Origin of the sequence: Pseudomonas sp. BN515 (assembly GCF_029873155.1) — a bacterium.
Taxonomy (GTDB): Bacteria; Pseudomonadota; Gammaproteobacteria; order Pseudomonadales; family Pseudomonadaceae; genus Metapseudomonas.
The window spans coordinates 113,225-136,436 of the sequence record NZ_SSOH01000092.1 but is presented as its reverse complement, the minus strand read 5'-3'; the positions used below and the strand labels follow the sequence as shown (position 1 = coordinate 136,436).

At 65.4% G+C, this 23,212-nt stretch carries 21 protein-coding genes; 5 read left to right on the top strand and 16 right to left on the bottom strand.

The features are described from left to right. Positions 1-242: 242 nt before the first annotated feature. Both E8E91_RS26225 and E8E91_RS26220 read right to left on the bottom strand, forming a co-directional pair. Positions 243-1,157: a response regulator gene (locus tag E8E91_RS26225; protein ID WP_280379929.1), complete on the bottom strand. Its 915-nt coding sequence runs from the start codon at positions 1,155-1,157 to the stop codon at positions 243-245. Between the two features lie 4 nt (positions 1,158-1,161). Beyond that, positions 1,162-2,466, bottom strand: coding sequence for an ATP-binding protein (locus E8E91_RS26220; RefSeq protein WP_280379927.1), 1,305 nt, complete (start codon positions 2,464-2,466; stop codon positions 1,162-1,164). Between the two features lie 156 nt (positions 2,467-2,622). On the opposite strand from E8E91_RS26220, the gene E8E91_RS26215 reads away from it, so the two are divergent. Next, entirely contained in the window at positions 2,623-3,513 is an 891-nt protein-coding gene (locus E8E91_RS26215; RefSeq protein WP_280379925.1) for a neutral zinc metallopeptidase, read from the top strand. A gap of 21 nt (positions 3,514-3,534) precedes the next feature. Here E8E91_RS26215 and E8E91_RS26210 read toward each other — a convergent pair whose 3' ends face one another. After that, the gene (locus E8E91_RS26210; RefSeq protein WP_280379923.1) at positions 3,535-4,323 is read right to left on the bottom strand and encodes an IclR family transcriptional regulator; all 789 of its coding nucleotides are present in this window, start codon (positions 4,321-4,323) and stop codon (positions 3,535-3,537) included. A gap of 102 nt (positions 4,324-4,425) precedes the next feature. On the opposite strand from E8E91_RS26210, the gene hmgA reads away from it, so the two are divergent. Both hmgA and fahA read left to right on the top strand, forming a co-directional pair. Continuing rightward, positions 4,426-5,721: a homogentisate 1,2-dioxygenase gene (gene hmgA / locus E8E91_RS26205; RefSeq protein ID WP_280379921.1), complete on the top strand. Its 1,296-nt coding sequence runs from the start codon at positions 4,426-4,428 to the stop codon at positions 5,719-5,721. Between the two features lies 1 nt (position 5,722). After that, positions 5,723-7,027, top strand: a complete 1,305-nt coding sequence (fahA, locus tag E8E91_RS26200; RefSeq protein ID WP_280379919.1) for a fumarylacetoacetase — start codon at positions 5,723-5,725, stop codon at positions 7,025-7,027. 50 nt (positions 7,028-7,077) lie between these two features. On the opposite strand, the gene E8E91_RS26195 is transcribed toward fahA, so the two are convergent. Continuing rightward, positions 7,078-7,569, bottom strand: coding sequence for a hypothetical protein (locus E8E91_RS26195; RefSeq protein WP_280379918.1), 492 nt, complete (start codon positions 7,567-7,569; stop codon positions 7,078-7,080). A 233-nt stretch (positions 7,570-7,802) separates the two neighbouring features. On the opposite strand from E8E91_RS26195, the gene E8E91_RS26190 reads away from it, so the two are divergent. Then, the gene (locus tag E8E91_RS26190; RefSeq protein ID WP_280372314.1) at positions 7,803-8,216 is read left to right on the top strand and encodes an anti-virulence regulator CigR family protein; all 414 of its coding nucleotides are present in this window, start codon (positions 7,803-7,805) and stop codon (positions 8,214-8,216) included. Between the two features lie 230 nt (positions 8,217-8,446). On the opposite strand, the gene E8E91_RS26185 is transcribed toward E8E91_RS26190, so the two are convergent. The 11 genes from E8E91_RS26185 to E8E91_RS26135 all read right to left on the bottom strand — a co-directional run bounded on the left by E8E91_RS26185 (position 8,447) and on the right by E8E91_RS26135 (position 20,240). Further along, complete coding sequence (locus tag E8E91_RS26185) at positions 8,447-9,100, bottom strand: methionine ABC transporter permease (RefSeq protein ID WP_179057604.1); 654 nt, start codon at positions 9,098-9,100, stop codon at positions 8,447-8,449. Beyond that, the gene (locus E8E91_RS26180) at positions 9,084-10,163 is read right to left on the bottom strand and encodes an ATP-binding cassette domain-containing protein (protein WP_280379916.1); all 1,080 of its coding nucleotides are present in this window, start codon (positions 10,161-10,163) and stop codon (positions 9,084-9,086) included. Before E8E91_RS26180 ends, E8E91_RS26185 begins: the two co-directional genes overlap by 17 nt. Before the next feature lie 140 nt (positions 10,164-10,303). Next, entirely contained in the window at positions 10,304-11,101 is a 798-nt protein-coding gene (locus E8E91_RS26175; protein ID WP_280379914.1) for a MetQ/NlpA family ABC transporter substrate-binding protein, read from the bottom strand. Between the two features lie 29 nt (positions 11,102-11,130). Beyond that, the gene (locus E8E91_RS26170; protein WP_280379912.1) at positions 11,131-12,597 is read right to left on the bottom strand and encodes an LLM class flavin-dependent oxidoreductase; all 1,467 of its coding nucleotides are present in this window, start codon (positions 12,595-12,597) and stop codon (positions 11,131-11,133) included. Beyond that, a complete protein-coding gene (locus tag E8E91_RS26165; RefSeq protein ID WP_280379910.1) occupies positions 12,597-13,805 on the bottom strand; it encodes an SfnB family sulfur acquisition oxidoreductase in 1,209 nt (402 codons plus the stop codon). The genes E8E91_RS26170 and E8E91_RS26165 overlap by 1 nt, the downstream gene beginning before the upstream one ends. A 10-nt stretch (positions 13,806-13,815) precedes the next feature. Next, complete coding sequence (locus E8E91_RS26160) at positions 13,816-15,051, bottom strand: SfnB family sulfur acquisition oxidoreductase (protein ID WP_280379908.1); 1,236 nt, start codon at positions 15,049-15,051, stop codon at positions 13,816-13,818. A 96-nt stretch (positions 15,052-15,147) separates the two neighbouring features. Then, positions 15,148-15,918 (bottom strand): MetQ/NlpA family ABC transporter substrate-binding protein, encoded by a 771-nt coding sequence (locus E8E91_RS26155; protein WP_280372321.1) that lies wholly within the window; start codon positions 15,916-15,918, stop codon positions 15,148-15,150. 94 nt (positions 15,919-16,012) lie between these two features. Then, positions 16,013-16,678 carry a methionine ABC transporter permease gene (locus E8E91_RS26150; RefSeq protein ID WP_179057611.1) on the bottom strand — a complete coding sequence of 222 codons (666 nt, stop codon included), beginning with the start codon at positions 16,676-16,678 and terminating at the stop codon, positions 16,013-16,015. Next, positions 16,678-18,048, bottom strand: coding sequence for an LLM class flavin-dependent oxidoreductase (locus tag E8E91_RS26145; protein ID WP_280379907.1), 1,371 nt, complete (start codon positions 18,046-18,048; stop codon positions 16,678-16,680). Before E8E91_RS26145 ends, E8E91_RS26150 begins: the two co-directional genes overlap by 1 nt. Positions 18,049-18,058: 10 nt before the next feature. After that, complete coding sequence (locus tag E8E91_RS26140) at positions 18,059-19,282, bottom strand: SfnB family sulfur acquisition oxidoreductase (RefSeq protein WP_280379905.1); 1,224 nt, start codon at positions 19,280-19,282, stop codon at positions 18,059-18,061. A 193-nt stretch (positions 19,283-19,475) separates the two neighbouring features. After that, positions 19,476-20,240, bottom strand: a complete 765-nt coding sequence (locus E8E91_RS26135) for a hypothetical protein (protein WP_280379903.1) — start codon at positions 20,238-20,240, stop codon at positions 19,476-19,478. Between the two features lie 468 nt (positions 20,241-20,708). Between E8E91_RS26135 and E8E91_RS26130 the strand changes: the two genes are divergently transcribed. Continuing rightward, entirely contained in the window at positions 20,709-21,875 is a 1,167-nt protein-coding gene (locus tag E8E91_RS26130; RefSeq protein WP_280379901.1) for a CBS domain-containing protein, read from the top strand. Positions 21,876-22,255: 380 nt separating this feature from the next. On the opposite strand, the gene E8E91_RS26125 is transcribed toward E8E91_RS26130, so the two are convergent. Beyond that, positions 22,256-23,116, bottom strand: coding sequence for a LysR family transcriptional regulator (locus E8E91_RS26125; RefSeq protein WP_280379899.1), 861 nt, complete (start codon positions 23,114-23,116; stop codon positions 22,256-22,258). Between the last annotated feature and the right edge of the window lie 96 nt (positions 23,117-23,212).

Here is a 23,212-nt window from a genome sequence, read left to right as displayed (position 1 = left end):
CTCCTCCGAACGCGGCCCGACCCTGTAGGGGCGATTTCAATCGCCAGGCAGGCCGAAGGTATGCCCTCGGGAGTTCGTCGGGGCAACTGCGTTGCCCTTGGCGAATGAATTCGCCCCTACAAGGAAATGGGCTCGCCGGATGGTTCGAGCCAGCCCATATCCCCTCCTCCGAACGCGGCCCGCCCCTGTAGGGGCGATTTCAATCGCCAAGCAGGCCGAAGGACTGCCCATCGGAGTTTGTCTCAGGCAATAACCCGCTCACGCAATCGCGCCAGCATCCCCAGCAGGCTGCCGACACGCTGGTTCTCACTGGCTTCCTTCGGGGCATCCGCCGCACGCGGAACCATTTCCAGCGGCTGCGCACGCCAGAGGAAGGCTTGCTCGGCGGCGGCCTTCAGGCCCTTCTCGAACAGGCCGCGGCGGATCGGTTTGGGCAGGTAGCGGAAGATCTGCGCTTCGTTGATCAGCTTGAGCAGCGCCTGGGTGTCGCGGAACGGCGTCACCACCAGGCTGAGCAGACGCGGGTGGGCCTGGGCCAGGGATTTCAGCAGCGGCGCCATATCCTCGCCGCCCAGCTTGAGGTCGCTGACCAGCAGGTCCACCGGCTCCAGGTTCAGGGTCACCAGCGCCTCGCTCAAACTGTGGGCGCGCAGCAGGCGGTGGCCGCCGGACTGGCAGAAGGCCTGGACGCAGTGAAGGGTTTCCGGGTCGTCATCCAGCAGCAGGAGGTTCAGCGGCGCCGCCAGATTGCTGGTGGCGGTGGTGACCGGCGCGGCGGCCTGGCGCAGGGCGATCTCCGCCGCCTGGCGCAGGGTGAAGGCCATTTCCTGCGGGTCCCAGGGTTTGGTCAGGTAGCGGAAGATACCGCCGTTGTTCAGCGCTTCCACCGCGGCATCCAGGTCGGAGTAGCCGGTGAGCAGGATGCGCAGGCATTCCGGCGCGATCTCCCGCGAACGTGCCAACAGCTCGGCACCACTCATGCCCGGCATGCGCTGGTCGCTGACGATGATCTGCACCGACTCTTCCTTGAGCCGTTCCAGCGCGCGCAGCGGGTCGCTCTCGGTGATCACCTCGTACTGGCGGCGGAACTGCAGCGCCAGGCTGCGCAGGATGCGCTCCTCGTCATCGACGAAGAGAATGCGGACGGGAGACGACATGGACTCAGGCACTCCGTTTCAGTTCGACCGCCGGATTGCGCGGCAGGCTGATGAGAAAGCGCGTTCCGCGCCCCGGCTCCGAGGCCACGCGGATGCTGCCGCCATGGTCACGGATGATCTTGTAGCTGATGGACAACCCCAGCCCGGTCCCCTCGCCCACCGGCTTGGTGGTGAAGAAGGGATCGAAGATGCGTCGCATGACGTCCGGTGGCATCCCGCGACCGCTGTCCTGCACTGAAATGAACACGCCGGCCTCGTCGGCCCAGCTGCGTACCTGGATGCGCCCCGGTTCGTCCATGGCCTGGGCGGCATTGGTGAAGAGGTTGAGCAAGACCTGGTTGATCTGCGACGGGGCGCAGGTGACGCGGGGCAGCTCGCCCAGCATCTGGAACACCTCGGCCTTGTCCTTGATGTTGTTGCGGGCGATCAGCAAGGCGCTGCGGATGCACTCGTTGAGGTCCACTTCCTCGCTCATGGCGCGGTCGAGGCGGGCGAAATCCTTGAGGCCGGAAACCAGTTCGGCGATCTGGCCAATACCGTACAGGGTGTCGCCGAACAGCTGGCGAAGGTCGCCGGCCAAAAGCTCAGGGGCGGCCTCCTCGCGGCTGGCGGCGGCGCGTTCCAGGGCATCGGCCAGGCGGTTCTCGTCGCAGGCCGGGTCTTCCAGGCAGGCGGCCAGCGCGGCCTGGCTCTCGGCCAGGGCGAACAGTGGCGTGGTCAGCTCTTCCATCAGCTGCACGTTGTTCTTCACGTAGCCCAGCGGGGTGTTCAGCTCGTGGGCGACGCCAGCCACCATCTGGCCTAGGGACGCCATCTTCTCCGATTGCACCAGCTGGGTCTGGGATTCCTTCAGGTCCACCAGCGCCTGGCGCAGCACCCGGTTGCGCTGGGCAATGCGCATTTCCATGGCCTTCAGCAGGTCGAGCACCGTGCCGAGTCCCAAGTAGCGTCCCTGCTCGTTCACCAGGATGAAATCTTCGGTAATCGGGTACTGCAATTGCCCGGTGACTTGCTTGGCCGCCAGCTCCAGGCCACTGGCCAGGGCGACGGTGAGCGGTGCAGGGTTCATCACGTCGGACGCCGGGCGGCGGCCCCAGAGGTCGCGGCCGAAACGCTGCATGAAGATGTCCTGCAACGTGTAGCGGCTGACCAGTCCCAGCGGCATCCCCTGCCCGTCCACCACCGGCAGGGACAGGAAGGCCTTGTGTTCACGGGTCAGCAGACGATCGGCCACATCACTGATGCTCATGTCCGGGGTCAAGGGTTCCACGGTCTTGAGCAGGCGAGCCAGACTGCTTTCGGCTGCCATGATCGATACTCCGGGCGGCTGATGAGTGCCGGGCATTCAAGCAGCGTCAGGTTGCCATCATGTGACAGATGTCTCACGAGAGAGACAGATGAAAACATGGCGCGGTTGCTCGGAAGCGACAACACTGAATCTCAATACCCTCAGGAGCTAATCGATATGCCCGGAAAAGCCGCCGCCCCGAGTCCCCGCACGGGGTTGCTGCTCCGCCTGCTGCGCTGGCTGTCGTGGTTGCTGATCATCGTCGCGCTGGCAGGAGTGGCGGTCTACCTGGCCTTCGGCCCCGCGCACCTGATCGACCGGTTGACGCCCCCACCGCCGGCGTTCCCCGAAGAGGTGATAGAGGAGCCGGCCGCTGCGACGAATCCGATCGCCGTGCCGGCATCCCCCCCGGCCATGCAGCAGGCACCGGCCGACTCGCAGGAGCTGGCCAAACTGATGCTGGAGAGCATCGAGGACATCTGGGGCGAATTCCTCGCCCGCGCCGACTACTCCTACAAAAGACCCAAGGTGGTGATCTTCCGCGACCGGCTGGAGTCGCCCTGCCAGCTCAAGGGCACTTTCAGCGGACCGCTGTACTGCTCCAGCACGTCACAGCTCTATCTCGACATGGCCTACCTGGACGACCTGCAGAAGAACGCTCCGCAGGTGGGCGATCTCGCACGAAGCTATGTGGTAGCCCACGCCGCCGCGCACCACATACAGAAGCTGGTGGGCGTGGTGGGGTGGTTCAGGGATCTCAATACCGAACTGGGCCCGGAGCAGGGCCACGAAGCGCTGCGGAAAACCCAGGAACTGGTGGCGGACTGCCTGGTGGGCAGCTGGATCAGCTATGCGCGGCACAAGTATGCCTGGCTGGACCCGGACCAGTTGGACGCGGCGCTCAAGGCCGTGCACGAACGCGACGCCGCGCGTGCCGGCGCGGGCCTGCCGCCCTTGGCCGATCCGCTGGACCTGCCCGATCCGGCGGCACGCCTGCGCTGGCTGAACGTCGGCATCGACCACGGCGACCCGAGGGAATGCGGCCAGTTGTTCACAATCCAGGAGTAGAACGGGTAGGCGGCGATCAGATTACTCCGGCTGCCGCCCCCCCATCCGCAGGCTGATGGCCTCGGCCGCCCGGTGCAAGCGCTCGGCGGCAGAGCCTTCGGTGGCGGCGCTGAACACACTGGCCGCCCCCACCACCGTGATCACCCCGGCGAGCTTGCTGCCCGTGGCGAACAGCGGTGCCGACAGCGCATTCACCCCCGGCATCAGCAAGCCATGCACCGGGTGCAGCCCGGTGGCGCGGATCTGCGCCATCTGCTCCTTCAGCTCGGCAGCGGCGGGTGCCCCTGGCTGGGCCATTTCCTCGTCGCGCAGGAAGGCGGTTTCACCCTCGGGCAGGTAGGTGTTGAACACCAGCCCCGTGGACGAACCCAGCAACGGCAATACCGAGCCCACCTGGGTCACCAGGGTCACTGCACGCAGGGCCTGTTCGACGTGAACCACTGTCGGCCCCTTGTTGCCCCAAACAGCAAGGAAGCAGGTTTCGTTCAGCGAGTCGCGCAGCTCCGCCAGGTGCGGCATGGACACCTTCACCACGTCCAGCCGCCCAATGGCGGCCAATCCGACCAGCAGCGCCTCGCGGCCGAGACCATAGTGATTGGTGGTGGCGTCCTGCTCGGCGAAGCCGCTGGCGATCAGCGCCTGCAGATAGCGATGCACCTTGCTCGCCGGCATGCCGACGTGCTCGGCCAACTTCGACAGCGAGGTGGCCGGCGCCAGTTCCGCCAACCCCTTGAGGATGTCAGTGCCCACTTCGGCGGCCTGCACCTTCTGCCGTCGCGGTGCACCCGCGCTGTCGTTCTCGCTCGTCATGTCATGGCCTTGGTCGGTGTGGAGGCCGCTGTTATAGCTTGACCCCTTTTCCCTTTCAAATTACGTTATGCGTAATCAAATTACAAAAACAGCGAGGTCACCATGGTCTCCCCTGCTCCGCTCACCTACCAGTCCGGTTTCAACAACGAGTTCAGCAGCGAGGCGCTGCCCGGCGCCCTGCCCGTCGGCCAGAACTCCCCGCAGAAAGTGCCCTACGGCCTGTACGCCGAGCTGCTTTCCGGAACCGCCTTCACCGTGCCGCGTAGCGAGGCCCGGCGTACCTGGATGTACCGCATCAAGCCTTCGGCCAACCACCCGCAGTACCAGCGTCTGGAGCGCCAGATCGCCGGCAACCGCCTGGGTCCGGTGACGCCCAATCGCCTGCGCTGGAATCCGCAGGACATTCCCACCGAACGCACTGACTTCATCGATGGCCTGCTGACCATCGCCGCCACCAGCGATGCCGAACAGGCCTCGGGCGTCAGCGTGCACCTGTTCCGCGCCAACACCTCGATGCAGCGGGTGTTCTTCAATTCCGATGGCGAGCTGCTGATCGTTCCCGAGCAGGGTCGCCTGCGCATCGCGACCGAGCTGGGCCTGCTGGATGTGGAACCCCTGGAAATCGCGGTGATCCCGCGCGGCATGAAATTCCGCGTCGAGCTGCTGGATGCCACCGCCCGTGGCTATATCTGCGAGAACCACGGCGCCGCCCTGCGCCTGCCGGACCTCGGCCCCATCGGCAGCAACGGCCTGGCCAATCCGCGCGACTTCCTCGCCCCGGTGGCCCATTACGAAGAACTCGATGGCAAGGTCGAGCTGGTGCAGAAGTTCCTCGGCGAACTCTGGGCTGCGACCCTCGACCACTCGCCGCTGGACGTGGTCGCCTGGCACGGCAACAACGTGCCCTACAAGTACGACCTGCGCCGCTTCAACACCATCGGCACGGTGAGCTACGACCACCCGGACCCGTCGATCTTCACCGTGCTCACCTCGCCCGGCGAAACCGTTGGGCAGGCCAACGTCGACTTCGTGATCTTCCCGCCGCGCTGGATGGTGGCCGAGAGCACCTTCCGTCCGCCGTGGTTCCACCGCAACCTGATGAACGAATTCATGGGCCTGATCCAGGGCGCTTACGACGCCAAGGCAGAAGGCTTCGCCCCGGGCGGCGCCTCGCTGCACAATTGCATGAGCGCCCACGGCCCGGACAACGCCACCACCACCGCCGCCATCGCCGCCGATCTGAAACCCCACAAGATCGACAACACCATGGCCTTCATGTTCGAGACCAGCCGCGTGCTGCGCCCCAGCCAATACGCGCTGGAATGCCCGCAGCTGCAGAGCGACTACGATGCATGCTGGGCCGGCATGGCCAAGACCTTCGACAAGGGCAGGATCTGACATGACCCAGACAGACAATCGCCGTAGCTGGATCGCCTCCGCCAACGGCCACCCGGATTTCCCCCTGCAGAATCTGCCGCTGGGCGTCTTCAGCCCGGCCGGCGCCTCGCCGCGCGGTGGCGTAGCCATCGGCGACGCGATCTTCGACCTCAAGGTCGCCGCCGATGCAGGCCTGTTCAGCGGCGAAGCGGCCGAAGCGGCGCAGTCCGCCTGCGGCGATAGCCTGAACGCCTTCTTCGCCCTCGGTGCCTCTGCCCGCCGCGCCCTGCGCGCGCAGCTGCAGGACCTGCTGGCCGAAGGCAGCAGCGCCCAGGAGCGCCTGGAAGCCATGGGCCAGGCCCTGCTGCCGGCCGCGGCCACCTGCCAGCTCCACCTGCCGGCGAAAGTGGGTGACTACACCGACTTCTATGTGGGCATCCACCACGCCAACAACGTCGGCCGCCTGTTCCGCCCGGACAACCCACTGCTGCCCAACTACAAGTACGTGCCCATCGGCTACCACGGCCGCGCGTCCACCGTCTGCGTGTCCGGCACCCCGGTGCGCCGCCCGCTGGGCCAGACCATGCCGCCGGGCAACGAAGTGCCGAACTTCGGCCCGAGCAAGCGCCTGGACTACGAACTGGAACTGGGTATCTGGATCGGCCAGGGCAACGAGATGGGCGAGTCCATCGCCATCAGCGATGCCCAGCAACACATCGCCGGCTACTGCCTGCTCAACGACTGGTCCGCCCGCGACGTGCAGGCCTGGGAATACCAGCCCCTCGGCCCGTTCCTGGCGAAGAACTTCGGCACCACGGTTTCCCCCTGGGTGGTTACGGCTGAAGCCCTGGAACCCTTCCGCGCCGCCCAGCCGGCCCGTCCGGAAGGCGACCCGCAGCCCCTGCCCTACCTGCTGGACGAAGCCGACCAGGCCAAAGGCGCCTTCGACATCGAGCTGGAAGTGCTGGTCCTCACCCCCGCCATGCGCGAGCAGGGCCTGGCGCCCCATCGCCTGGCGCTGAGCAACACCCTGAACATGTACTGGACCGTGGCGCAGATGGTTGCCCACCACAGCGTCGGCGGTTGCAAGCTGCAGGCCGGCGACCTGTTCGGCTCCGGGACCCTCTCCGGCCCGGAACCGCAGGCCTTCGGCAGCCTGCTGGAGAGCACCTTCGGCGGTAAGCAGCCGATCACCCTGCCCGGCGGCGAGCAGCGCACCTTCCTGGAAGACGGCGACGAAGTGATCCTGCGCGCCCGTTGCCGGCGGGACGGCTATCCGAGCATCGGCTTCGGCGAATGCCGAGGCGTGTTGCTGGCGGCACGCTGAATGAAAAAGGGGCAACCAACTGGTTGCCCCTTTCTTTTCCAGTGATGGCTCTAGCGATGGCTCTTGCCGTCGTTCTTGCTCGACGAGGCCTCGGCCTGGGAACGTCCATGGGCGTTGTGATCGCCTGGGGTCGTCTCAGACACGGCACGGGCATTGGCCAGACCGCGGCTGTCCTTGTCGCGGGCGACGGCGGAAGTCGCCACGCCATGGCCGTTGTCATCATTGCGCAGGCTGCCGTAGCGGTTGCCCTTGTCTTCGCCATTGCGGGTGGCCTTGCCGGTATGATCGGCGCTCTTGCCGTAGCCATGGCCCTTGCCGTCGTGAGTGCCGGCATGGCCACCACCCATACCACCGCCGAAGCCACCACCATGGCCGCCGCCATGGCCACCACCGTTGCCGCCACCATTTCCTCCGCCGTTTCCGCCCCCGTTACCTCGGGCGTAGGCGGAGTCGACCAGGGATGCACCGCCGGGCAGGACGGTACCCGCCGCAAGGACCATCGCACAGGTGGCTGCGGCCAACAGGGTTTTTTTATTGATCAATTTGGAGCCTCCACAGGCTTTATTTCTCGGTATGCAGTGAGACTCCTTGCCCCCTAAGCTGGTTCGCCACCGGAAGACGAGCGGCAGGTTCGGTCGACGTCTGGCTTGAAAAGCATGAACGCTGTCACAAAACCGCACACTTCAAGCCAGAGAAATTTCTGCAATAGTTGCAGCACTCGCCCCTGCTTTCGCAGTCCATCAGCAAAGGGAAAAGCCCCATGGAGGCCAAGGACATGACTACAACCCGCACCCTGATCGCCGCACTCACCAGTATTGCGCTCGTCGCCGGCTCACCCGCCCTGCTGGCGGACCCCGGCAAAGGCAAGGGGCATGACAAGGGCCAATCCAGCGCTCAAGGCAACAACTGGTCCGGCAGCCCGCAGGTGGATATCGGCGGCATCCGCGTCATCCTCGACGACAATCGCGACTATTGGGGTCCGGCCCAGGCCCTGCCGCCGGGTATCCAGAAGAACCTGGCACGCGGCAAGCCGCTGCCGCCGGGGATCGCCAAGAAGCTCGACGGCCGCCTGGTCAACCGCCTGCCCCACTACGAAGGTTACGACTGGGTCCGGGCCGGCACCGACCTGATCCTGGTCGCCGTGGCCACCGGAATCATCTACGAAGTGCTGCAGGACGTGATGGATTGAAGGTCTTCCCCCTTCTCCGCTGGGGTCTCTCGTAGGGTGGGCTTCAGCCCACCATCCCGGCTGAAGCCCACCCTACTACTCGTTGTTTGTGTGGGAGCGAATTCATTCGCGAAGGGCCGCATAGCGGCCCGTAGGTTGGTCCGAGCGGAGCGCCCAACGAAGCAATGTTGGGTTTCGCTTCGCTCTACACCAACCTACGAACGTGCATCGGGCTTCCGGATGTGCGTGGCCTACGCCCGCTTGTTCAATAACCGCGCCAGACGATCCCCGCCGAACTGGATCAGGGTCACCAGCACCACCAGCAGGATGATCACCGTCAGCATGATCTGGGTGTCGAAGCGCTGGTAACCGTAGCGGTAGGCCAGATCGCCCAGCCCGCCCGCGCCGATGGCGCCGGCCATGGCGGATGAGTTGATCATGGTCACCAGGGTGATGGTGAAGCCGCCGACGATGCCCGGCCGAGCTTCCGGCAGCAGCACGTTCCAGATGATGTGACGCCGCTGACAACCCATGGCCTGAGCCGCCTCCACCAGGCCGAAATCCACCTCGCGCAGGCTGACCTCGGCAATGCGCGCGAAGAACGGCGTGGCGGCGATGGTCAGCGGCACCACCGCCGCCCATACCCCGTAGCTGGTGCCGACAATCAGGCGAGTGAAGGGAATCAGCGCCACCATCAGGATCAGGAACGGGATCGAACGCAGCACGTTCACCACGCTACCCAGCGTGCGGTTCAACGTGCGGGCTTCGAAGATGCCGCCGGGGCCGGTGGTAACCAGCACCAGGGCCAGGGGAATCCCCACCAGGAATACGATCAGTGACGACGCGCCGATCATCAGCAAGGTGTCGAGGATGCCCTGCAGCAGCCGGTCAAGCATGGGCGACATAGCCGAGCACCTCCGCCTTGTCCGCCAGGGGCCGCGCCCGTTCCAGCAGGTCCAGCCCGCCCTGTCCCGCCAGCGTCGCGCTGAGCAGCAGATGGCCCTGGGCGCGCCCCTGGATTCGGTCGATGCCGCCATGCACCAGGCTCACCCGCGTGCCGAGCGCCTGGGCGATGGCCAGCAGGTCCGGCTCACGGCCACTGGCGCCGGTGTAATGCAGATCCAGCAGCAGTTCATTGGCACCTTCCGCCGGCTGACTGACCAACCGCGCCAGCAGGTCGTCCGGCAGGTCGTGGCGCAGGGTACCCAGCAGGGTCCGGGTGACCTCGTGCTGCGGATCGCCGAACACACGCCAGACTTCGCCGTGCTCCACCACCTGGCCACGCTCCAGCACCACCACGCGGTCGCAGATTTCGCGGATAACCGCCATCTCGTGGGTGATCAGCACGATGGTCAGCCCAAGGCGCTTGTTGATATCGCGTAGCAGGGAAAGGATGGCCTGGGTGCTTTCCGGGTCCAGTGCCGAGGTGGCTTCGTCGCAGAGCAGGATTTCCGGCTGATGCACCAGCGCACGGGCAATGCCGACGCGCTGCTTCTGCCCGCCCGAGAGCTGCGCCGGGTAGGCATCGCGCTTGTCCGCCAACCCCACCAATTGCAGCAGCTCGCTGACCTTGCGTTCGATATCGGCCTTGGGCACGCCGGCCACGTTCAACGGCAGCGCGACGTTCTGCCAGACAGTCTTGGCCGACATCAGGTTGAAGTGCTGGAAGATCATGCCAACGCGGCGGCGCAGCAGCACAAGCTGCTTCTCGTCGAACTGGCCGATGTCTTCCTGGTCGATCACCACCTGGCCGCTGGTGGGTTTTTCCAGGCGGTTGAGGGTGCGGATCAGCGACGACTTGCCCGCGCCGCTGCGGCCGATGATGCCGAACACTTCACCCCGACGGATTTCCAGGTCGATGCCATGCAGCGCCTGCACCGGCCCCTTGCTGCCCTGATAGGCCTTGCCCAGCCCCTGCAGGCGGATATGCGGCAGGTCCAGGCTGATGTTGCGATTGAAACTGACCATATGGGGCCTCTCGTAATTCCGTTGAATCCTGTAGGTCCGGTGCTGTGGGAGCGAATTCATTCGCGATTTAGGTTCCAGGGAGCGCTATGCGCTCCTTTCGCGAATGAATTCGCTCCCACAAAAAAGCGGGCTCCTCCTGCTTATTCCCAGCCCGGCTGATAAAGCTTGCCGTGCGCCTTATCCAGCGCAGCGCGCACCTGCGGCGAGTGCTGGTAGATATCCACGAACTCGCCCAGACGGCCGTCGTCCTGGTAATCGGCGCGGGTGACGAACTGGATGATGTATTCCTTGTTCTCGATGCCATCGAACAGCAGGGCGCTGTTGGCATCGATGGTGCCGGCCAGGCGAATGTAGTGCGGGTAGCCCTGGGCCAGGTCGACGTCATCCAGAGCACGCACCAGTTGCACGGCCTCCAGTTCGATGATGTCGATCTTCTTCGGGTTCTCGACGATGTCGTCCAGGGTCGCCTTGTAGCCGACGCCATCCTTGAGCTTCAGCAGCCCGGCCTTCTGCAGCAGTTGCAGGCCGCGACCGCCATTGATGGGGTCATTGGCGATGGCCACCTTGGCGCCTTCCGGCAGCTCGGCGATGGCCTTGTACTTCTTCGAGTACAGACCGACGTTGTTGATCACGCCGGGCGCGAAGGGCTTGAGGGCAAAGCCGCCTTCCTTCTTGGCGTTTTCCAGGAACGGCGTGTGCTGGAAGTAGTTCACGTCGATGTCGCCGGCGGCCAGGGTGATGTTCGGCGAGTTCCAGTCGGTGAATTCCACCAGTTCCACTTTCAGGCCTTTCTTCGCGGCCTCTTCCACCGCCACTTCCAGCGGCGGGGCGAAGGCGGCGGTGGTGCCGACCTTGAGGACCTTGGAATCGGCCGCGTGGGTGATGCCGGAGGCCAGGAGCAGGCCGAGGGTGAGGGTTTTGAGGAGGTGTTTGGGCATGTCTTTAGTCCTTGTCCTGAAATGGAGAATCACTTTGTAGGGGCGAATTCATTCGCCAAGGAGCGCGCAGCGCTCCCTGGTTTTCTGAGGGGCAGACCTTCGGCCTGCTTGGCGAATGAATTCGCCCCTACAGGAGAAATTTGCCCCGAGGAGAAACGGGCGCCCTTGTGGTCGGCCGGCAGACGGTCGCCCGTGCCAAACAACTTCCGCCGCAAGGTGCCTTCGGCATACGCCGTCTTGTACGCACCACGTGCCTGAAGCTCCGGCACCACCAGGTCGATGAAGTCGGCGTAGCTTTCCGGGGTGACGATGCGGGTGAGGTTGAAGCCGTCCAGACCGGTCTCGTCGATCCAGCTCAGCAGCTCGTCGGCCACCTGGGTGGGTGAACCCACCAGCAGGATGTAGCGCCCGCCCAGGGCGTGCTGTTCCAGCAATTGACGACGGGTCAGGCTGTTGTCCTTGAGCTTGCTGGCGGCCGATTCGATGGCATTGGTCTTCACATACGGAATCGGCTCATCCAGGCCGAAACGGGAGAAGTCGATGCCCGTGGAGCTGGCGAAGTGCGCCACGCCCGCCTCGGCGCTGGCGTGGGCCAGGTACTCGGCGTGCTTGGCGCGCGCTTCGGCCTCAGTGGGCGCGACGATCACGCTGATGCCCATGAACACCTTCACCGCGTGCGGATCGCGGCCGGCGGCCTGGGCCGCTGCGCGCACCTTGTCCACCTGGGCGCGGGTGGCGGCCTTGTTGTTGCCGCTGATGAACACGCATTCGGCATGCTCGCCGGCGAAACGCAGTCCGCGCGCCGAGGAACCGGCCTGGAACAGCACCGGCGTGCGTTGCGGCGAGGGTTCGCAGAGGTGGTAGCCCTCGACGTTGAAGAACTCACCCTGGTGGCGAACCTTGTGCACCTTGTCCGCCTGGGCGTAGATGCGTCGCTGCCGGTCATTGACCACGGCGCCCTCCTCCCAACTGACCTGCCAGAGCTTGTAGAGCACCTCCAGGTACTCGTCGGCCTGGTCGTAGCGGCGGTCGTGCTCCACCTGCTGCGTCAGCCCCATGGCACGGGCGGCGCTCTCCAGGTAGCCGGTGACGATGTTCCAGCCCACCCGGCCATCAGTCAGGTGATCCAGCGTCGACATGCGTCGGGCGAACAGGTACGGCGCGTCGTAGCTCAGGTTGGCGGTCAGGCCGAAGCCCAGGTGGCGGGTCACACCCGCCATGGCCGAGACCAGCAACAGCGGGTCGTTGACCGGAAGCTGGATGCTTTCCTTCAAGGTCAGGTCGACGTTGCCCTGGTAGACGTCGTAGACGCCGACTATGTCCGCCAGGAACAGGCCGTCGAACAACCCGCGCTCCAGCAACTGCGCCAGCTCGGTCCAGTAGGACAGCTTGCGGTAGTCGGCCGAACGGTCGCGCGGGTGGGTCCAGAGTCCGTGGTTGATGTGCCCCACGCAGTTCATGTTGAAGGCGTTGAGGAGGATCTGCTTGCGCGCCATCAGATCGTCCCCCGGCGCGGTGGCAGTTTGTCGTTGAGGTAGAAGTTGCCCACGGCGTGGTACTTCCAGCGCACAGGGTCGTGCAGCGTGTGCACGCGGGCGTTGCGCCAGTGACGGTCGAGGTTGTGTTCGGCCAGGCTGGCGCGGGTGCCGGACAGCTCGAACAGCTTGCTGCCGGCGGCCAGCGATACCTCGGTGGTCAGGGCACGGGCCTCGGCCACACCGATGGACGCAGCGGCCACGCTGTCAGCATCGGGTCGGGCGGTGGCGGCATCCAGCAGGCGGCCGGCGCGGTCGAGGATGGCCTCGGCAGCATGCAGGCGGATGGCCAGACGCCCGAACTCCTGGATGGTCAGCGGATCGTCGCTGGCCTTGTCCACGCCGGAGTCGATCCACGGCCGCGAACGGGTACGCACGAATTCCAATGCATCTTCATAGGCGGCGCGGGCGATACCGGCATCGATGGCGGCATGGAGGATCTGCGCGAAGGGGCCGACAGTGGTCGGACGGTCGAAGGCATCCTGGAAGGACACCAGTTCCTCGGAGCGCACCGGTACATTCTCGAACACCACCGACCCACTGCCGGTGGTGCGCTGGCCGAACCCGGACCAGTCATCGATGACCGTCAGCCCGGGCGCGTTGCGCGGCACGAAGGCAAGGTACTGGTGCCCATCCTCGGCCACCACCAGGGTCGGCACCCGATCGGCATACAGGGCGCCGGTGCAATAGAACTTGCGGCCATTGATGCGGTAGCCCGAGCCTTCCCGGATCAGCCGGGTATTGCGGTCATTGGCGGTGCGCGTGCCGATTTCCGCCAGGGCGTTGCCGAAGCGCTGACCGGCCAGGGCGGCAGCGAACTGGCGTCGCTGCTGGGCTTTGCTGCCGTTCACGCGGAGGACTTCCAGAGCGTAGAAATGGTTCTGCGGAATCTGCCCGAGGGAGGCGTCGGCGGCGCTGATGATGGCGATGACCCGGGCCAGGGTCACCCGCGATACACCGGCGCCACCAAATTCACGGGGCACGCTGATGCCCCACAGGCCGGAACGGCTGAAAGCGTCGAGCTCTTCATGGGGCAGGCGGCGGTCGCGGTCACGCTCGGCGGAGCCGGGCTTGAACTCGGCGGCGATGCGGTGGGCCACCTCGATGGCTTCGGCGTCGTCACGAATGATGGCGACGCTGAGAGCCGGTGCGGGTTGCGGCAATGTCATGGAGAACTCCTCAGATCCAGGAATGACGGGCCGGTTTGGCGCCGTTGAGGTGATAGGCGCCAACGGCCTGGACCTTCCAGCGCACCGGGTCATGCAGGGTATGGACGCGGGCGTTGCGCCAGTGGCGGTCGAGGTTGAACTCGGCGAGGCTGGCGCGGCTGCCGGCCAGTTCGAAGAGCTTTTCGCTGGCGAGCAGGCTGATTTCCGTCGTCAGCACCTTGGCCTCCGCCACGGCGATGGAAGCGCGGGCAGCGGACTCGTCATCGATCGGCGCAGCGGCCACTTCATCGAGCACCTGGCCGGCGCGTTCCAGCAGCGCATTGGCGGCATTCAGCTCGGTCTTCAGGCGGCCGATCTCGGCAATGGTGTAGAGCTCTTCGCTGGCGCGTTCGACGCCGGCATCCACCCAGGGTCGCGAGCGTTCGCGGATGAAGGCGATGGCGTCGTTGATGGCCGCCTCGGCGATACCGGCATCGATGGCTGCCTGGATCAGTTGCGACACCGCGCCCTGGATGCTCGGCACCTCGGCCAGCCGGCTATTGTGGAAAACCAGGTCGTCGGCGACCGGCGCCTGGTCCAGCAGCACGGTGCCGCTGGCGGTGGTGCGCTGGCCGAAACCAGACCAGTCATCGACGATGCGCAGCCCCGGTACACCGCGCTCAACGAGGCCAAGCACGCCGACGCCGTTGTCGTCGATGGCCTTGACCGCCACCCAGTGGGCGAACAGCGCGCCGGTGGAATAGAACTTCTCGCCGCTGACCTTCAGCCCCTCGTCGGTACGAGTGATGCGCGCCTTGATCTCCAGGGTGTGCTTCGTGTTGCGCTCGGGCCCGGCATTGGCCAGCCGACGCCCCGCGAGTATGCCGCCGAACACCTTGCGCTTCTGCGCCTCGCTGCCGACGTTCTCGACCACATTGAGCAGGCCGAACTGGTTCTGCGGAATCTGCCCCAGCGCCGGGTCGGCGGCGCAGATGATGCGGAACACTTCGGCCAGGGTGACGTGGGAGACCTCGGCCCCGCCGTATTGGCGCGGGATGCGGATGCCGCCCAGTCCCAGGCGGGTGAAGTGTTCCAGCTCGCGCCAGGGCAGCAGGCGGTCGCGGTCGCGTTGTGCGGCATGTTCCCTGGCCAGCTTCGCCACCTCATGAGCGGCTTGCAGGGCCTGTGCATCGTTTTCGATCAGCGCCGCCGGGAGTAGTGGCAGGGCTTCATCACGAAATGCGTGGTGGGCGGTTTCGTTTGTCATGCGGTGTGGCCTTCGATTGCAGAATTGCGCCCTGCCCTCTCCCCCGGCCCCTCTCCCTGAAGGGAGAGGGGAGGCAAGCGGAGCGAGGCTGGAGAATCAGAACGCCGGGGCGATCTGGCCCTTGTAGCGGGTGACGATGAACTGGCGGACTTCCGGCGAGTTCAGGGCCTTGGCCAGTTTTTGCAGGCCCGGGTCCTGGAGGTTGTCCGGACGGGCGACGAGGAACTCGGCGTAGAGGTCCTTGCCCTTCTCGACGATCAGCGCGCTGTTGGTATCGATGCCGGCTTCCAGGGCGTAGTTGGCGAAGACGAAGGCCAAGTCCACCTGGCTCACGGAGCGGGCCAGCAGCGCACCTTCCAGTTCGCGGATCTTCAGCTTCTTCGGGTTCTCGGCGATGTCGCGCTGGGTGGCCAGGGTGTTGCTCGGGTCCTTGAGCTTGATCAGCCCGGCTTCGTGCAGCAGCACCAGGGCGCGGCCGGTGTTCACCGGGTCGTTGGGGATGGCGACGGAAGCGCCGTCTTTCAGTTCGTCGAGTTTCTTGATCTTGGTGGAGTAGGCGCCGAAGGGTTCGATATGGATGCCCACCACCGGCACCAGGTTGGTGTGGCGGCTCTTGTTGAACTCATCGAGGAACGGCCGGTACTGGTAGTAGTTGGCGTCGAGGTTCTTCTCCGCCAGTTGCACGTTGGGCTGGATGAAGTCGGTGAAGACCTTGATGTCCAGGTCCACGCCTTCCTTGGCCAGGGTGGGTTTGACGAACTCGAGGATTTCCGCGTGGGGAACCGGAGTGGCGCCGACTACGAGCTTCTCGCCAGCTTGGGCTGAGAAGGCGACGACGGCGGCCAGAATGGCGATAGCCTTTTTCATTGCAAGTGCTCCTGGGCAGTTTTGGGTTGGCCGTCGTGGGGTGAACGTGAGGCCTTGGGTGGGCAGCGAAAGCCGGCTGCCCTGCGGCGGGATTTCAACGGCGGCTGTAGCGGATCACCAGGCGGTCGCCGCTCATCTGCAGGGCCTGCACCAGCAGGATCAGCAGGGCCACGGTGACCACCATCACGTCGGTCTGGAAACGCTGGTAGCCGAAGCGGATGGCGAGGTCGCCGAGCCCCCCGCCACCGATCACGCCGGCCATCGCGGTGTAGTCCACCAGCACGATGGCGGTGACGGTCACGGCGGCGATCAGCCCGGTGCGGGCTTCCGGCAGCAGGGTGTGCCAGATGATCTGCCAGGTGCTGGCCCCCATGGACTGGGTAGCCTCCACCAGTCCGCGGTCCACCTCGCGCAGCGCGGTTTCCACCAGCCGTGCGAAGAACGGGGTGCAGCCGGCCACCAGCGGCGGAATGGCCCCGGCGACGCCGAGGGAGGTGCCGGTGAGCAGCGTGGTCAGCGGGATCATCACGATCAGCAGGATGATGAAAGGCAGCGAACGCAGCATGTTCACCACGGCCGAAGCGAAGCGGTAGAAACCGGGCTTCTCGTGCATCTGCTTCTTGCCAGTCAGGTAGAGCAGCACACCCAGCGGCAGGCCGAGCAACACGGTAAAGCCGAGCGCCAGGGCGAGCATGGTCAGGGTGTCGATGCAGGCCTGGCCGATTTCTACCCAATCGAGGTTGGCAAGCAGTTCGTTCATCACCCTGCCCTCTTGCGCAACTGCGCAGCCGGGTGCGGCTCGGCGAGACGGTCGCCCTCGCCGAACAGCTTGTGGCGCAGGCTGCCGTCTTCGTACTCACGTTTGAATAGGCCGCGCGCCTGCAACTCGGGCACCAGCAGGTCGACGATATCCACGAAGGTTTCCGGCGCGACGATGCTGGACAGGTTGAAGCCGTCCACATCGGTTTCTTCCACCCAGGCCTGCAACTCGTCGGCCACGCTTTTCGGCGAACCCACCAGCAGCGGGCCGTCGCCACCCAGGGCGCAGTAGTCGGCGATCTCGGCGGTGGTCCAGGTACGGCTCGGGTCCGCCGCGGTGAAGGCATCCACCGCCGACTGGATCGCGTTGCTCTCGACCTGACGCAACACCTGATCCGGCGCGTACTGGCCGAAGTCGATGCCGGTCCAGCCGGACATCAGCGTCAGGGCGCCGTCATGACTGGCGAACTCGCGGTACTCGCGCCATTTCGCCTGGGCCTCGGCATCAGTGGGCGCGACGATGACGGTGAGCTGGTTGAACACCTTGATGTCGCTGCCCTTGCGCCCGGCCAACTCGGCCTGACGGCGCAGGTCGGCCACCTGGTTGCGCAGGATGTGGCGAGTGGGTGCGGCGACGAACACGCACTCGGCGTTGGCGGCGGCAAAGGCCTTGCCCCGGCTGGAAGCGCCGGCCTGGTAGAGCACCGGCGTGCGCTGCGGCGATGGCTCGCTGAGGTGGAAGCCGGGCACCTGGAAGTGCGCGCCCTCATGGGCGATGGGGTGCACCTTCGCCGGGTCGGCATAGACGCCGCTTTCCACGTCGGCAACCACTGCGTCTTCGTCCCAGCTGGCCTCCCAGAGCTTGTAGCAGACCTCCAGGTATTCCCCGGCCAGGGCATAGCGCTGCTCATGGTTGAGCTGCTGCTTGAGGCCGATATTGCGTGCGCCGCTTTCCAGGTAGGAGGTGACGATGTTCCAGCCGGCACGGCCGCCGGTGAGGTGATCCAGCGTGCTCATGCGCCGGGCGAATGGGTACGGATGCTCGAAGGACACCGAAGCGGTGACACCGAAACCCAGGTGCCGGGTGGCGGCGGCCATGGCCGGCACCAGCAGCAGCGGGTCGTTCACCGGCACCTGGGCGGCATTGCGCAGGGCCTGCTGCGGGCCGCCCTGGTAGACGTCGTAGACGCCCAGCACGTCGGCGAGGAACAGGCCGTCGATCTTGCCGCGCTCCAGGGTTTGCGCCAGTTCGATCCAGTAATGAATATCGGTGTAGCGCCGCGCCTGGTCGCGCGGATGGCGCCAGAGGCCGGGGGACAGGTGGCCCACGGCGTTCATGGCAAAGGCGTTGAGGCGGATCTGCTTGCTCATGTCGCGCGCCTCAGGACCAGTCGTGACGCGGCGGCTTCACGCCGTTGAGCAGCCAGTTGCCGACCACGTGGTACTTCCAGCGCACCGGGTCGTGCAGGGTGTGCACGCGGGCATTGCGCCAGTGACGATCGTGGTTGTGGCGCGCCAGCGTGGAGCGGGTGCCGCCCAGTTCGAACAGCTTGTTGGAGGCTTCGATGGCGATTTCGGTGGTCAGCACCTTGGCCTTGGCCACGGCGACCGAAGCGGCGGCCACATTGTCCTCGTCCGGTGCTGGGCGCGCGGCATCCATCACCTTGCCGGCCCGCTCCAGCAGCGCTTCGGCGGCTTCCAGGCGAATGCCCAGGTTGCCCACCTGGATGATGGTCAGCGGGTCCTCGCTGGCCTTCTCCACTCCGGCATCGATCCAGGGACGGGCGTGTTCGCGGACGAAAGCGATGGTGTCGCGCAGGGCGGCACGGGCGATCCCGGCATCGATGGCAGCGGTGGTGATCTGGGCGAACGGGCCGGCCAGGGTCGGGCTCTCGTAGGAGCGGTAGGTGGGGAACAGGTTCGCCGCCGGCACGCGCAGATCCTCGGCCAGCACCGTGCCGCTGGAGGTGTTGCGCTGGCCGATGCTGGACCAGTCGTCGACGATCACCAGCCCTTCGCTGCCACGCGGGACGAAGGCCAGTTGGGCCTTGTCGTCCTCGTCCACGGCCAGCACCGCCAACCAGTGGGCATAGAGCGAGCCGGTGCAGTAGCCCTTGCGACCGTTGATGACATGGGCGTCGCCATCGCGGCGGATGCGGGTCTGGATGTCCTGCACGTTCTTGCCGCCGGTTTCCGACAGCGCATTGGCAAAGCGGTTGCCCTTCAGCGCCAGGCCGAAGAAGAAGCGCTTCTGCTCATAGGTGCCTTGCAGGCGGATGTCTTCCAGCAGGCAGTAGTGGTTCTGCGGAATCTGGCCGAGGGAGGCGTCGGCGGCCGAGATAATGGCGATCACTTCGGCCAGGGTGGCGTAGCTCACCTCGGCGCCGCCGAACACCTTGGGCACGGTGATGCCCCAGAGGCCGCTGTTGGAAAACACGTCCACCACTTCCGAGGGGACCTGGCGGGTGCGATCGCGCTCGGCATCACCCTCCAGCAGGAAGGCTGCGACGCGGTGGGCCACTTCTATGGCCTGGGCATCGCTACGGATGATCTGGGCGTCGGGGATACCGATGGGGTACTGGGCGGAAATCGGGGTTTGCGACATGGGGCTCTCTGCACTGCTGTTTCGCCGCGAACAGTCGCGACCTTGCTTGCAGAGGGATAAAGCAGCACCCGTGCCAGTTTTGTTTTTCCTTTAAAATCAATAGCTTGATAATTTCCATCAACAGCCAGGCCTGAATTAAGCAGGCAACTTGCTGGTCAGGTGTTGCTGGAGCAACACCTGACCTTGTCTGACTTCAGGTCAGTTCCGCTGCGCTTTCGCCGGAGCGGGTGCGGATTCGGGCAGTGCCGCGCATGGCGACCACCACCATCGCCAGCAACACCGCAGCCAGGATCGCGGAAGAGCCGACAGTGCCAAAGCCCAGCCCGCCCTTGTCCGGCATCTTGGTCAGCACATCACCGAGGGTTGCACCGAAGGGCCGGGTCAGGACGAAGGCAATCCAGAACAGCGCCACCGGGGATATTTTCGTGGCATAGCGGGCCACCGCCACCACGGCGATCAGGCTGCCCACCAGCAAGGCACCTCCGGCAAAACCCAGGCCGGAGTCATCCGCCAGGTAATCGCCCAGTGCTGTCCCCAGCGTGTTGGAGAAGAGGATGGCTACCCAATAGAAGAGTTCGCCCTTGCGGCTGGCGATGCGTTCCACCGACAGGGAGCCTTCGCTGAAGCGCCAGACCGCGAAAACCGTCAGCAGGATGCCGATCAGGATTGCCGAACCGGTGGCATAACCCAGCCCCAGCGTGCGATCCATGAAGTCCGACATGGTGGTGCCGGCGGTGCTTGTGGCGAGGATCACCAGCCAGTAGAGGCCCGGGTTGTAGCGACGGGACATCAGTTGCCCGGTCAGGGCGACCAGAAAGAGGCTGAACAGAATCAGCGAGCTCATGGCGTAACCGACGTCGAGTGTCATGGACAGCAGGTCGCCGGCTGTTTCCCCCAAGGTCGTGGCGCAAATCTTCATCACCCAGAAAGCCAGGGTGATCTGAGGCAATTTGTTCATTGGTGTGGCTCCTGAATCCAAGGATGGGCCGCCGCCAGCCCTCCACCTATCCCCCAGCGGTACGGCTGTATTCAGCGATCAGGCATCTGCCTGCGCGCCAACCCTAAGCAGCGGCAGGTGAAAAAGGAGTCAAGAATTCATCACGAGAACGTTCAGCGTCTCATTTGGAATGCCGGGCCTTTAATCAGGTTTTATTGCACTTAAGCTTCAATAACATTCATTAGCCCGCTATTCAGGCATCCCTTAGCATTCCCGCCATCCCCGACGCCCGGCCCGGCGAGGGTCTGCATGAGCAGCCCCCTCCGAGGAACCGTGCGCGAGAAAAAGACGTTTCCATATCCAGGGATGGAGCCCCCACTTCGGTGGGATTGAGAGGACCAGGGGCCTGTACGAAAAGCCGTCCGGCTTCGGCACTTTCCGTACAGCGCCTCCGGCCTCTCCCTTTATCAACTGCCTAGTGTCATGCCCATGCCCCAGAACCCATTGCGTCTCTGGCTGCAACGCCTGCTGCCGGACGCCAGCAACGCCCCTCCCCGGGAGTGGCTGCGCGCCGCCATTGGCGGCTGCATCGCCGTTTTCCTCGCCGCGCTGGTGTGCAGCCAGCTATACGGTACCGACTTGGCCTTGCGCCTGATCGCACCGTTCTCCGCCTCCGCGCTGCTGTTGTTCGCTGTTACCTCCAGCCCAGTTGCCCAGCCCTGGCCGGTGGTCGCCGGCAATGTGCTGGCGGCAGCCATCGGCTTGCTGGTCAGCCACTGGGGCCTGCCCCCGTTGGCCACCGCCGCAACCGCCTTCGGCCTGGCCCTGGTGGGCATGCAGGCCCTGCGTTGCCTGCACCCGCCCAGCTGCGCCATCGCCCTGGGGGCTGCGCTCGGTGGACCGGTCTTCTCAGCGCTCGGTTGGCATCTGCTGTTGCCGGTACTGCTGGGTTCAGTGGTACTGGTGAACACCGCACTGCTGTTCAACAACCTCAGTGGCGTCCCTTACCCGCGCAAACTCGCGCATCCGGCCGCCGGCCCGCACCTGACCGCCGACCCGTTGCCGAGCGAGCGCAACGGCATCGCCGAAGTCGACCTGGATCACGCGCTGGCCGAGTTCGGCAGCTTCGTCGACGTGACCCGCGATGACCTCCAGCGCCTGCTCCAGCTCACCGAAAAGCATGCGTTGCGCCGCACCATGGGTGGCCTGCGGGCAGCACGGATCATGTCCCGCGACCTGCGCACCATCGCGCCCGATGCACCGGTCAGCGAAGCCTGGAAACTGCTCGATCGGCATCACCTGAAAGCCTTGCCGGTGCTGGATGACAAGCAGCACCTGGTGGGCATCCTGACCCTCTCCGACCTGCTCGGCCACGCTGCCAGCGCGGCACCGCGCAGCCTCGCCGACCGCTTCCGTGTGCGCCGCGAAGCGCCGGTGTCGCGCCTGATGACCCGCCCGGTACGCTGCGTGACCGTGGATACGCCGGTGGTGGAACTGGTGTCGCTGCTGTCCGACCAGGGCCTGCATTGCCTGCCGGTGCTCGACGACGGCGGCCGCGTGGTGGGCATCGTCAGCCAGAGCGACCTGATCGCCGCGCTCTACCGCAACTGGCTGCAGGACCTGCACCAGCAACCGGCGTTGCAGTTGGCGAGTTGACGGTCGAGGAATGGTGGGAGCGATTTCAATCGCGAATGAATTCGCTCCCACAGAATCCCCGATCAGAATCAGAGGTGCGCTACGCACTCACCTGCATGTATCACCGTAGGGTGCGCTGCGTGCACCGAAACCCTGTGCCGGAATTTCCGGTGCGCACGGCGCACCCTACGTGAGAGCCAAGTTGAGTTCAGCAGCGCCTCTGTGGGAGCGATTTCAATCGCGAATGAATTCGCTCCCACAGAATCCCCGATCAGAATCAGAGGTGCGCTACGCACTCACCTGCATGTATCACCGTAGGGTGCGCTGCGCGCACCGAAACCCCGCGCCGGAATCCGTGGTGCGCACGGCGCACCCTACGTGATTACCAAGCGGTTTCGGGATCAGATCGGGTCCCAGCGCCGGGACCAGTCGATGTCCTCGGCCACGACTTCCCGCAGCAGGTCGATGGCCTGGCGCAAGGCTGGGGAATCCTTCTCGCGGGAATAGACCAGGTAGGTGGGATAGGTGAACTCCGGCGCCTTCTCCACCCGCTCCAGCTCGCCGTTTTCCAGGTGCCCCTGCACCACGCGAGCGCGGAAGTAGCCGGAGCCGCCGCATTGCAGGATGTAATGCAGGGCCAACGGGCCGAGGTTGGTGGCCAGCACGGCGCTGGCCTTGTCCGGGAGCGCGGCGTCGTGGCGCTGGCGGAATTCCGGCCCCCAGTCGTTGTAGATGTAAGGCTCGGGGTTGGTCGTCGAACGCACCTGGATCAGCTTTTCCTCCATCAGCAGTTCCACCTGCAGGCCCGGCCAGTAATCGGGGCGGTAGACCAGCGCGGCATCCAGCAGACCACTCTGTAGCTGCTGTTGCAGATGACCGGCCTCGCCGACCTCCGCGCGCACAGCGTGGGACGGCATGTGTTCACGCAGGCGGATCACCCAACTGAGCACCAGCGGACTGCACAGGCTCACCTCGCCGCCGAGGTTGAGCACGTCGCGGTAGCCCTCCGGCAACGGCAGGTCGCGCCGCGCCGCCTCCCAGGTCTCCACCAGTTTGTTGGCGTAGGCAACGAACACCTCGCCATCGGCAGTCAGCCGCGCTCCGGCGCGGTTGCGCACGAAGAGCCGGCAATCCAGTTGCTGCTCCAGGTTCTGCACCCGCGCGGTGATGGTGGTCTGGGTGACGTGCAGGCGCTCGGCGGCGGCGACGAAGCTGCCGGTGCGGACGATCTCCAGGAAGGTACGCGCCAGGTCGATATCCATGGGCTTGCTCGGGTGCTGGAAGGTTGGCCGAGTTTACCGGCTGACGCGTCGTGCCGTGTCGTGTCGTGTTGTGTGTAGGAGCGAGGGGGACGCCGA

Bases quoted from the DNA above. Each gene is read 5' to 3' on its own strand.
- E8E91_RS26225 (WP_280379929.1), bottom strand. From the start codon at position 1,157: ATGTCGTCTCCCGTCCGCATTCTCTTCGTCGATGACGAGGAGCGCATC.
- E8E91_RS26220 (WP_280379927.1), bottom strand. From the start codon at position 2,466: ATGGCAGCCGAAAGCAGTCTGGCTCGCCTGCTCAAGACCGTGGAACCC.
- E8E91_RS26215 (WP_280379925.1), top strand. From the start codon at position 2,623: ATGCCCGGAAAAGCCGCCGCCCCGAGTCCCCGCACGGGGTTGCTGCTC.
- E8E91_RS26210 (WP_280379923.1), bottom strand. From the start codon at position 4,323: ATGACGAGCGAGAACGACAGCGCGGGTGCACCGCGACGGCAGAAGGTG.
- hmgA (WP_280379921.1), top strand. From the start codon at position 4,426: ATGGTCTCCCCTGCTCCGCTCACCTACCAGTCCGGTTTCAACAACGAG.
- fahA (WP_280379919.1), top strand. From the start codon at position 5,723: ATGACCCAGACAGACAATCGCCGTAGCTGGATCGCCTCCGCCAACGGC.
- E8E91_RS26190 (WP_280372314.1), top strand. From the start codon at position 7,803: ATGACTACAACCCGCACCCTGATCGCCGCACTCACCAGTATTGCGCTC.
- E8E91_RS26185 (WP_179057604.1), bottom strand. From the start codon at position 9,100: ATGTCGCCCATGCTTGACCGGCTGCTGCAGGGCATCCTCGACACCTTG.
- E8E91_RS26180 (WP_280379916.1), bottom strand. From the start codon at position 10,163: ATGGTCAGTTTCAATCGCAACATCAGCCTGGACCTGCCGCATATCCGC.
- E8E91_RS26175 (WP_280379914.1), bottom strand. From the start codon at position 11,101: ATGCCCAAACACCTCCTCAAAACCCTCACCCTCGGCCTGCTCCTGGCC.
- E8E91_RS26170 (WP_280379912.1), bottom strand. From the start codon at position 12,597: ATGGCGCGCAAGCAGATCCTCCTCAACGCCTTCAACATGAACTGCGTG.
- E8E91_RS26165 (WP_280379910.1), bottom strand. From the start codon at position 13,805: ATGACATTGCCGCAACCCGCACCGGCTCTCAGCGTCGCCATCATTCGT.
- E8E91_RS26160 (WP_280379908.1), bottom strand. From the start codon at position 15,051: ATGACAAACGAAACCGCCCACCACGCATTTCGTGATGAAGCCCTGCCA.
- E8E91_RS26155 (WP_280372321.1), bottom strand. From the start codon at position 15,918: ATGAAAAAGGCTATCGCCATTCTGGCCGCCGTCGTCGCCTTCTCAGCC.
- E8E91_RS26150 (WP_179057611.1), bottom strand. From the start codon at position 16,678: ATGAACGAACTGCTTGCCAACCTCGATTGGGTAGAAATCGGCCAGGCC.
- E8E91_RS26145 (WP_280379907.1), bottom strand. From the start codon at position 18,048: ATGAGCAAGCAGATCCGCCTCAACGCCTTTGCCATGAACGCCGTGGGC.
- E8E91_RS26140 (WP_280379905.1), bottom strand. From the start codon at position 19,282: ATGTCGCAAACCCCGATTTCCGCCCAGTACCCCATCGGTATCCCCGAC.
- E8E91_RS26135 (WP_280379903.1), bottom strand. From the start codon at position 20,240: ATGAACAAATTGCCTCAGATCACCCTGGCTTTCTGGGTGATGAAGATT.
- E8E91_RS26130 (WP_280379901.1), top strand. From the start codon at position 20,709: ATGCCCCAGAACCCATTGCGTCTCTGGCTGCAACGCCTGCTGCCGGAC.
- E8E91_RS26125 (WP_280379899.1), bottom strand. From the start codon at position 23,116: ATGGATATCGACCTGGCGCGTACCTTCCTGGAGATCGTCCGCACCGGC.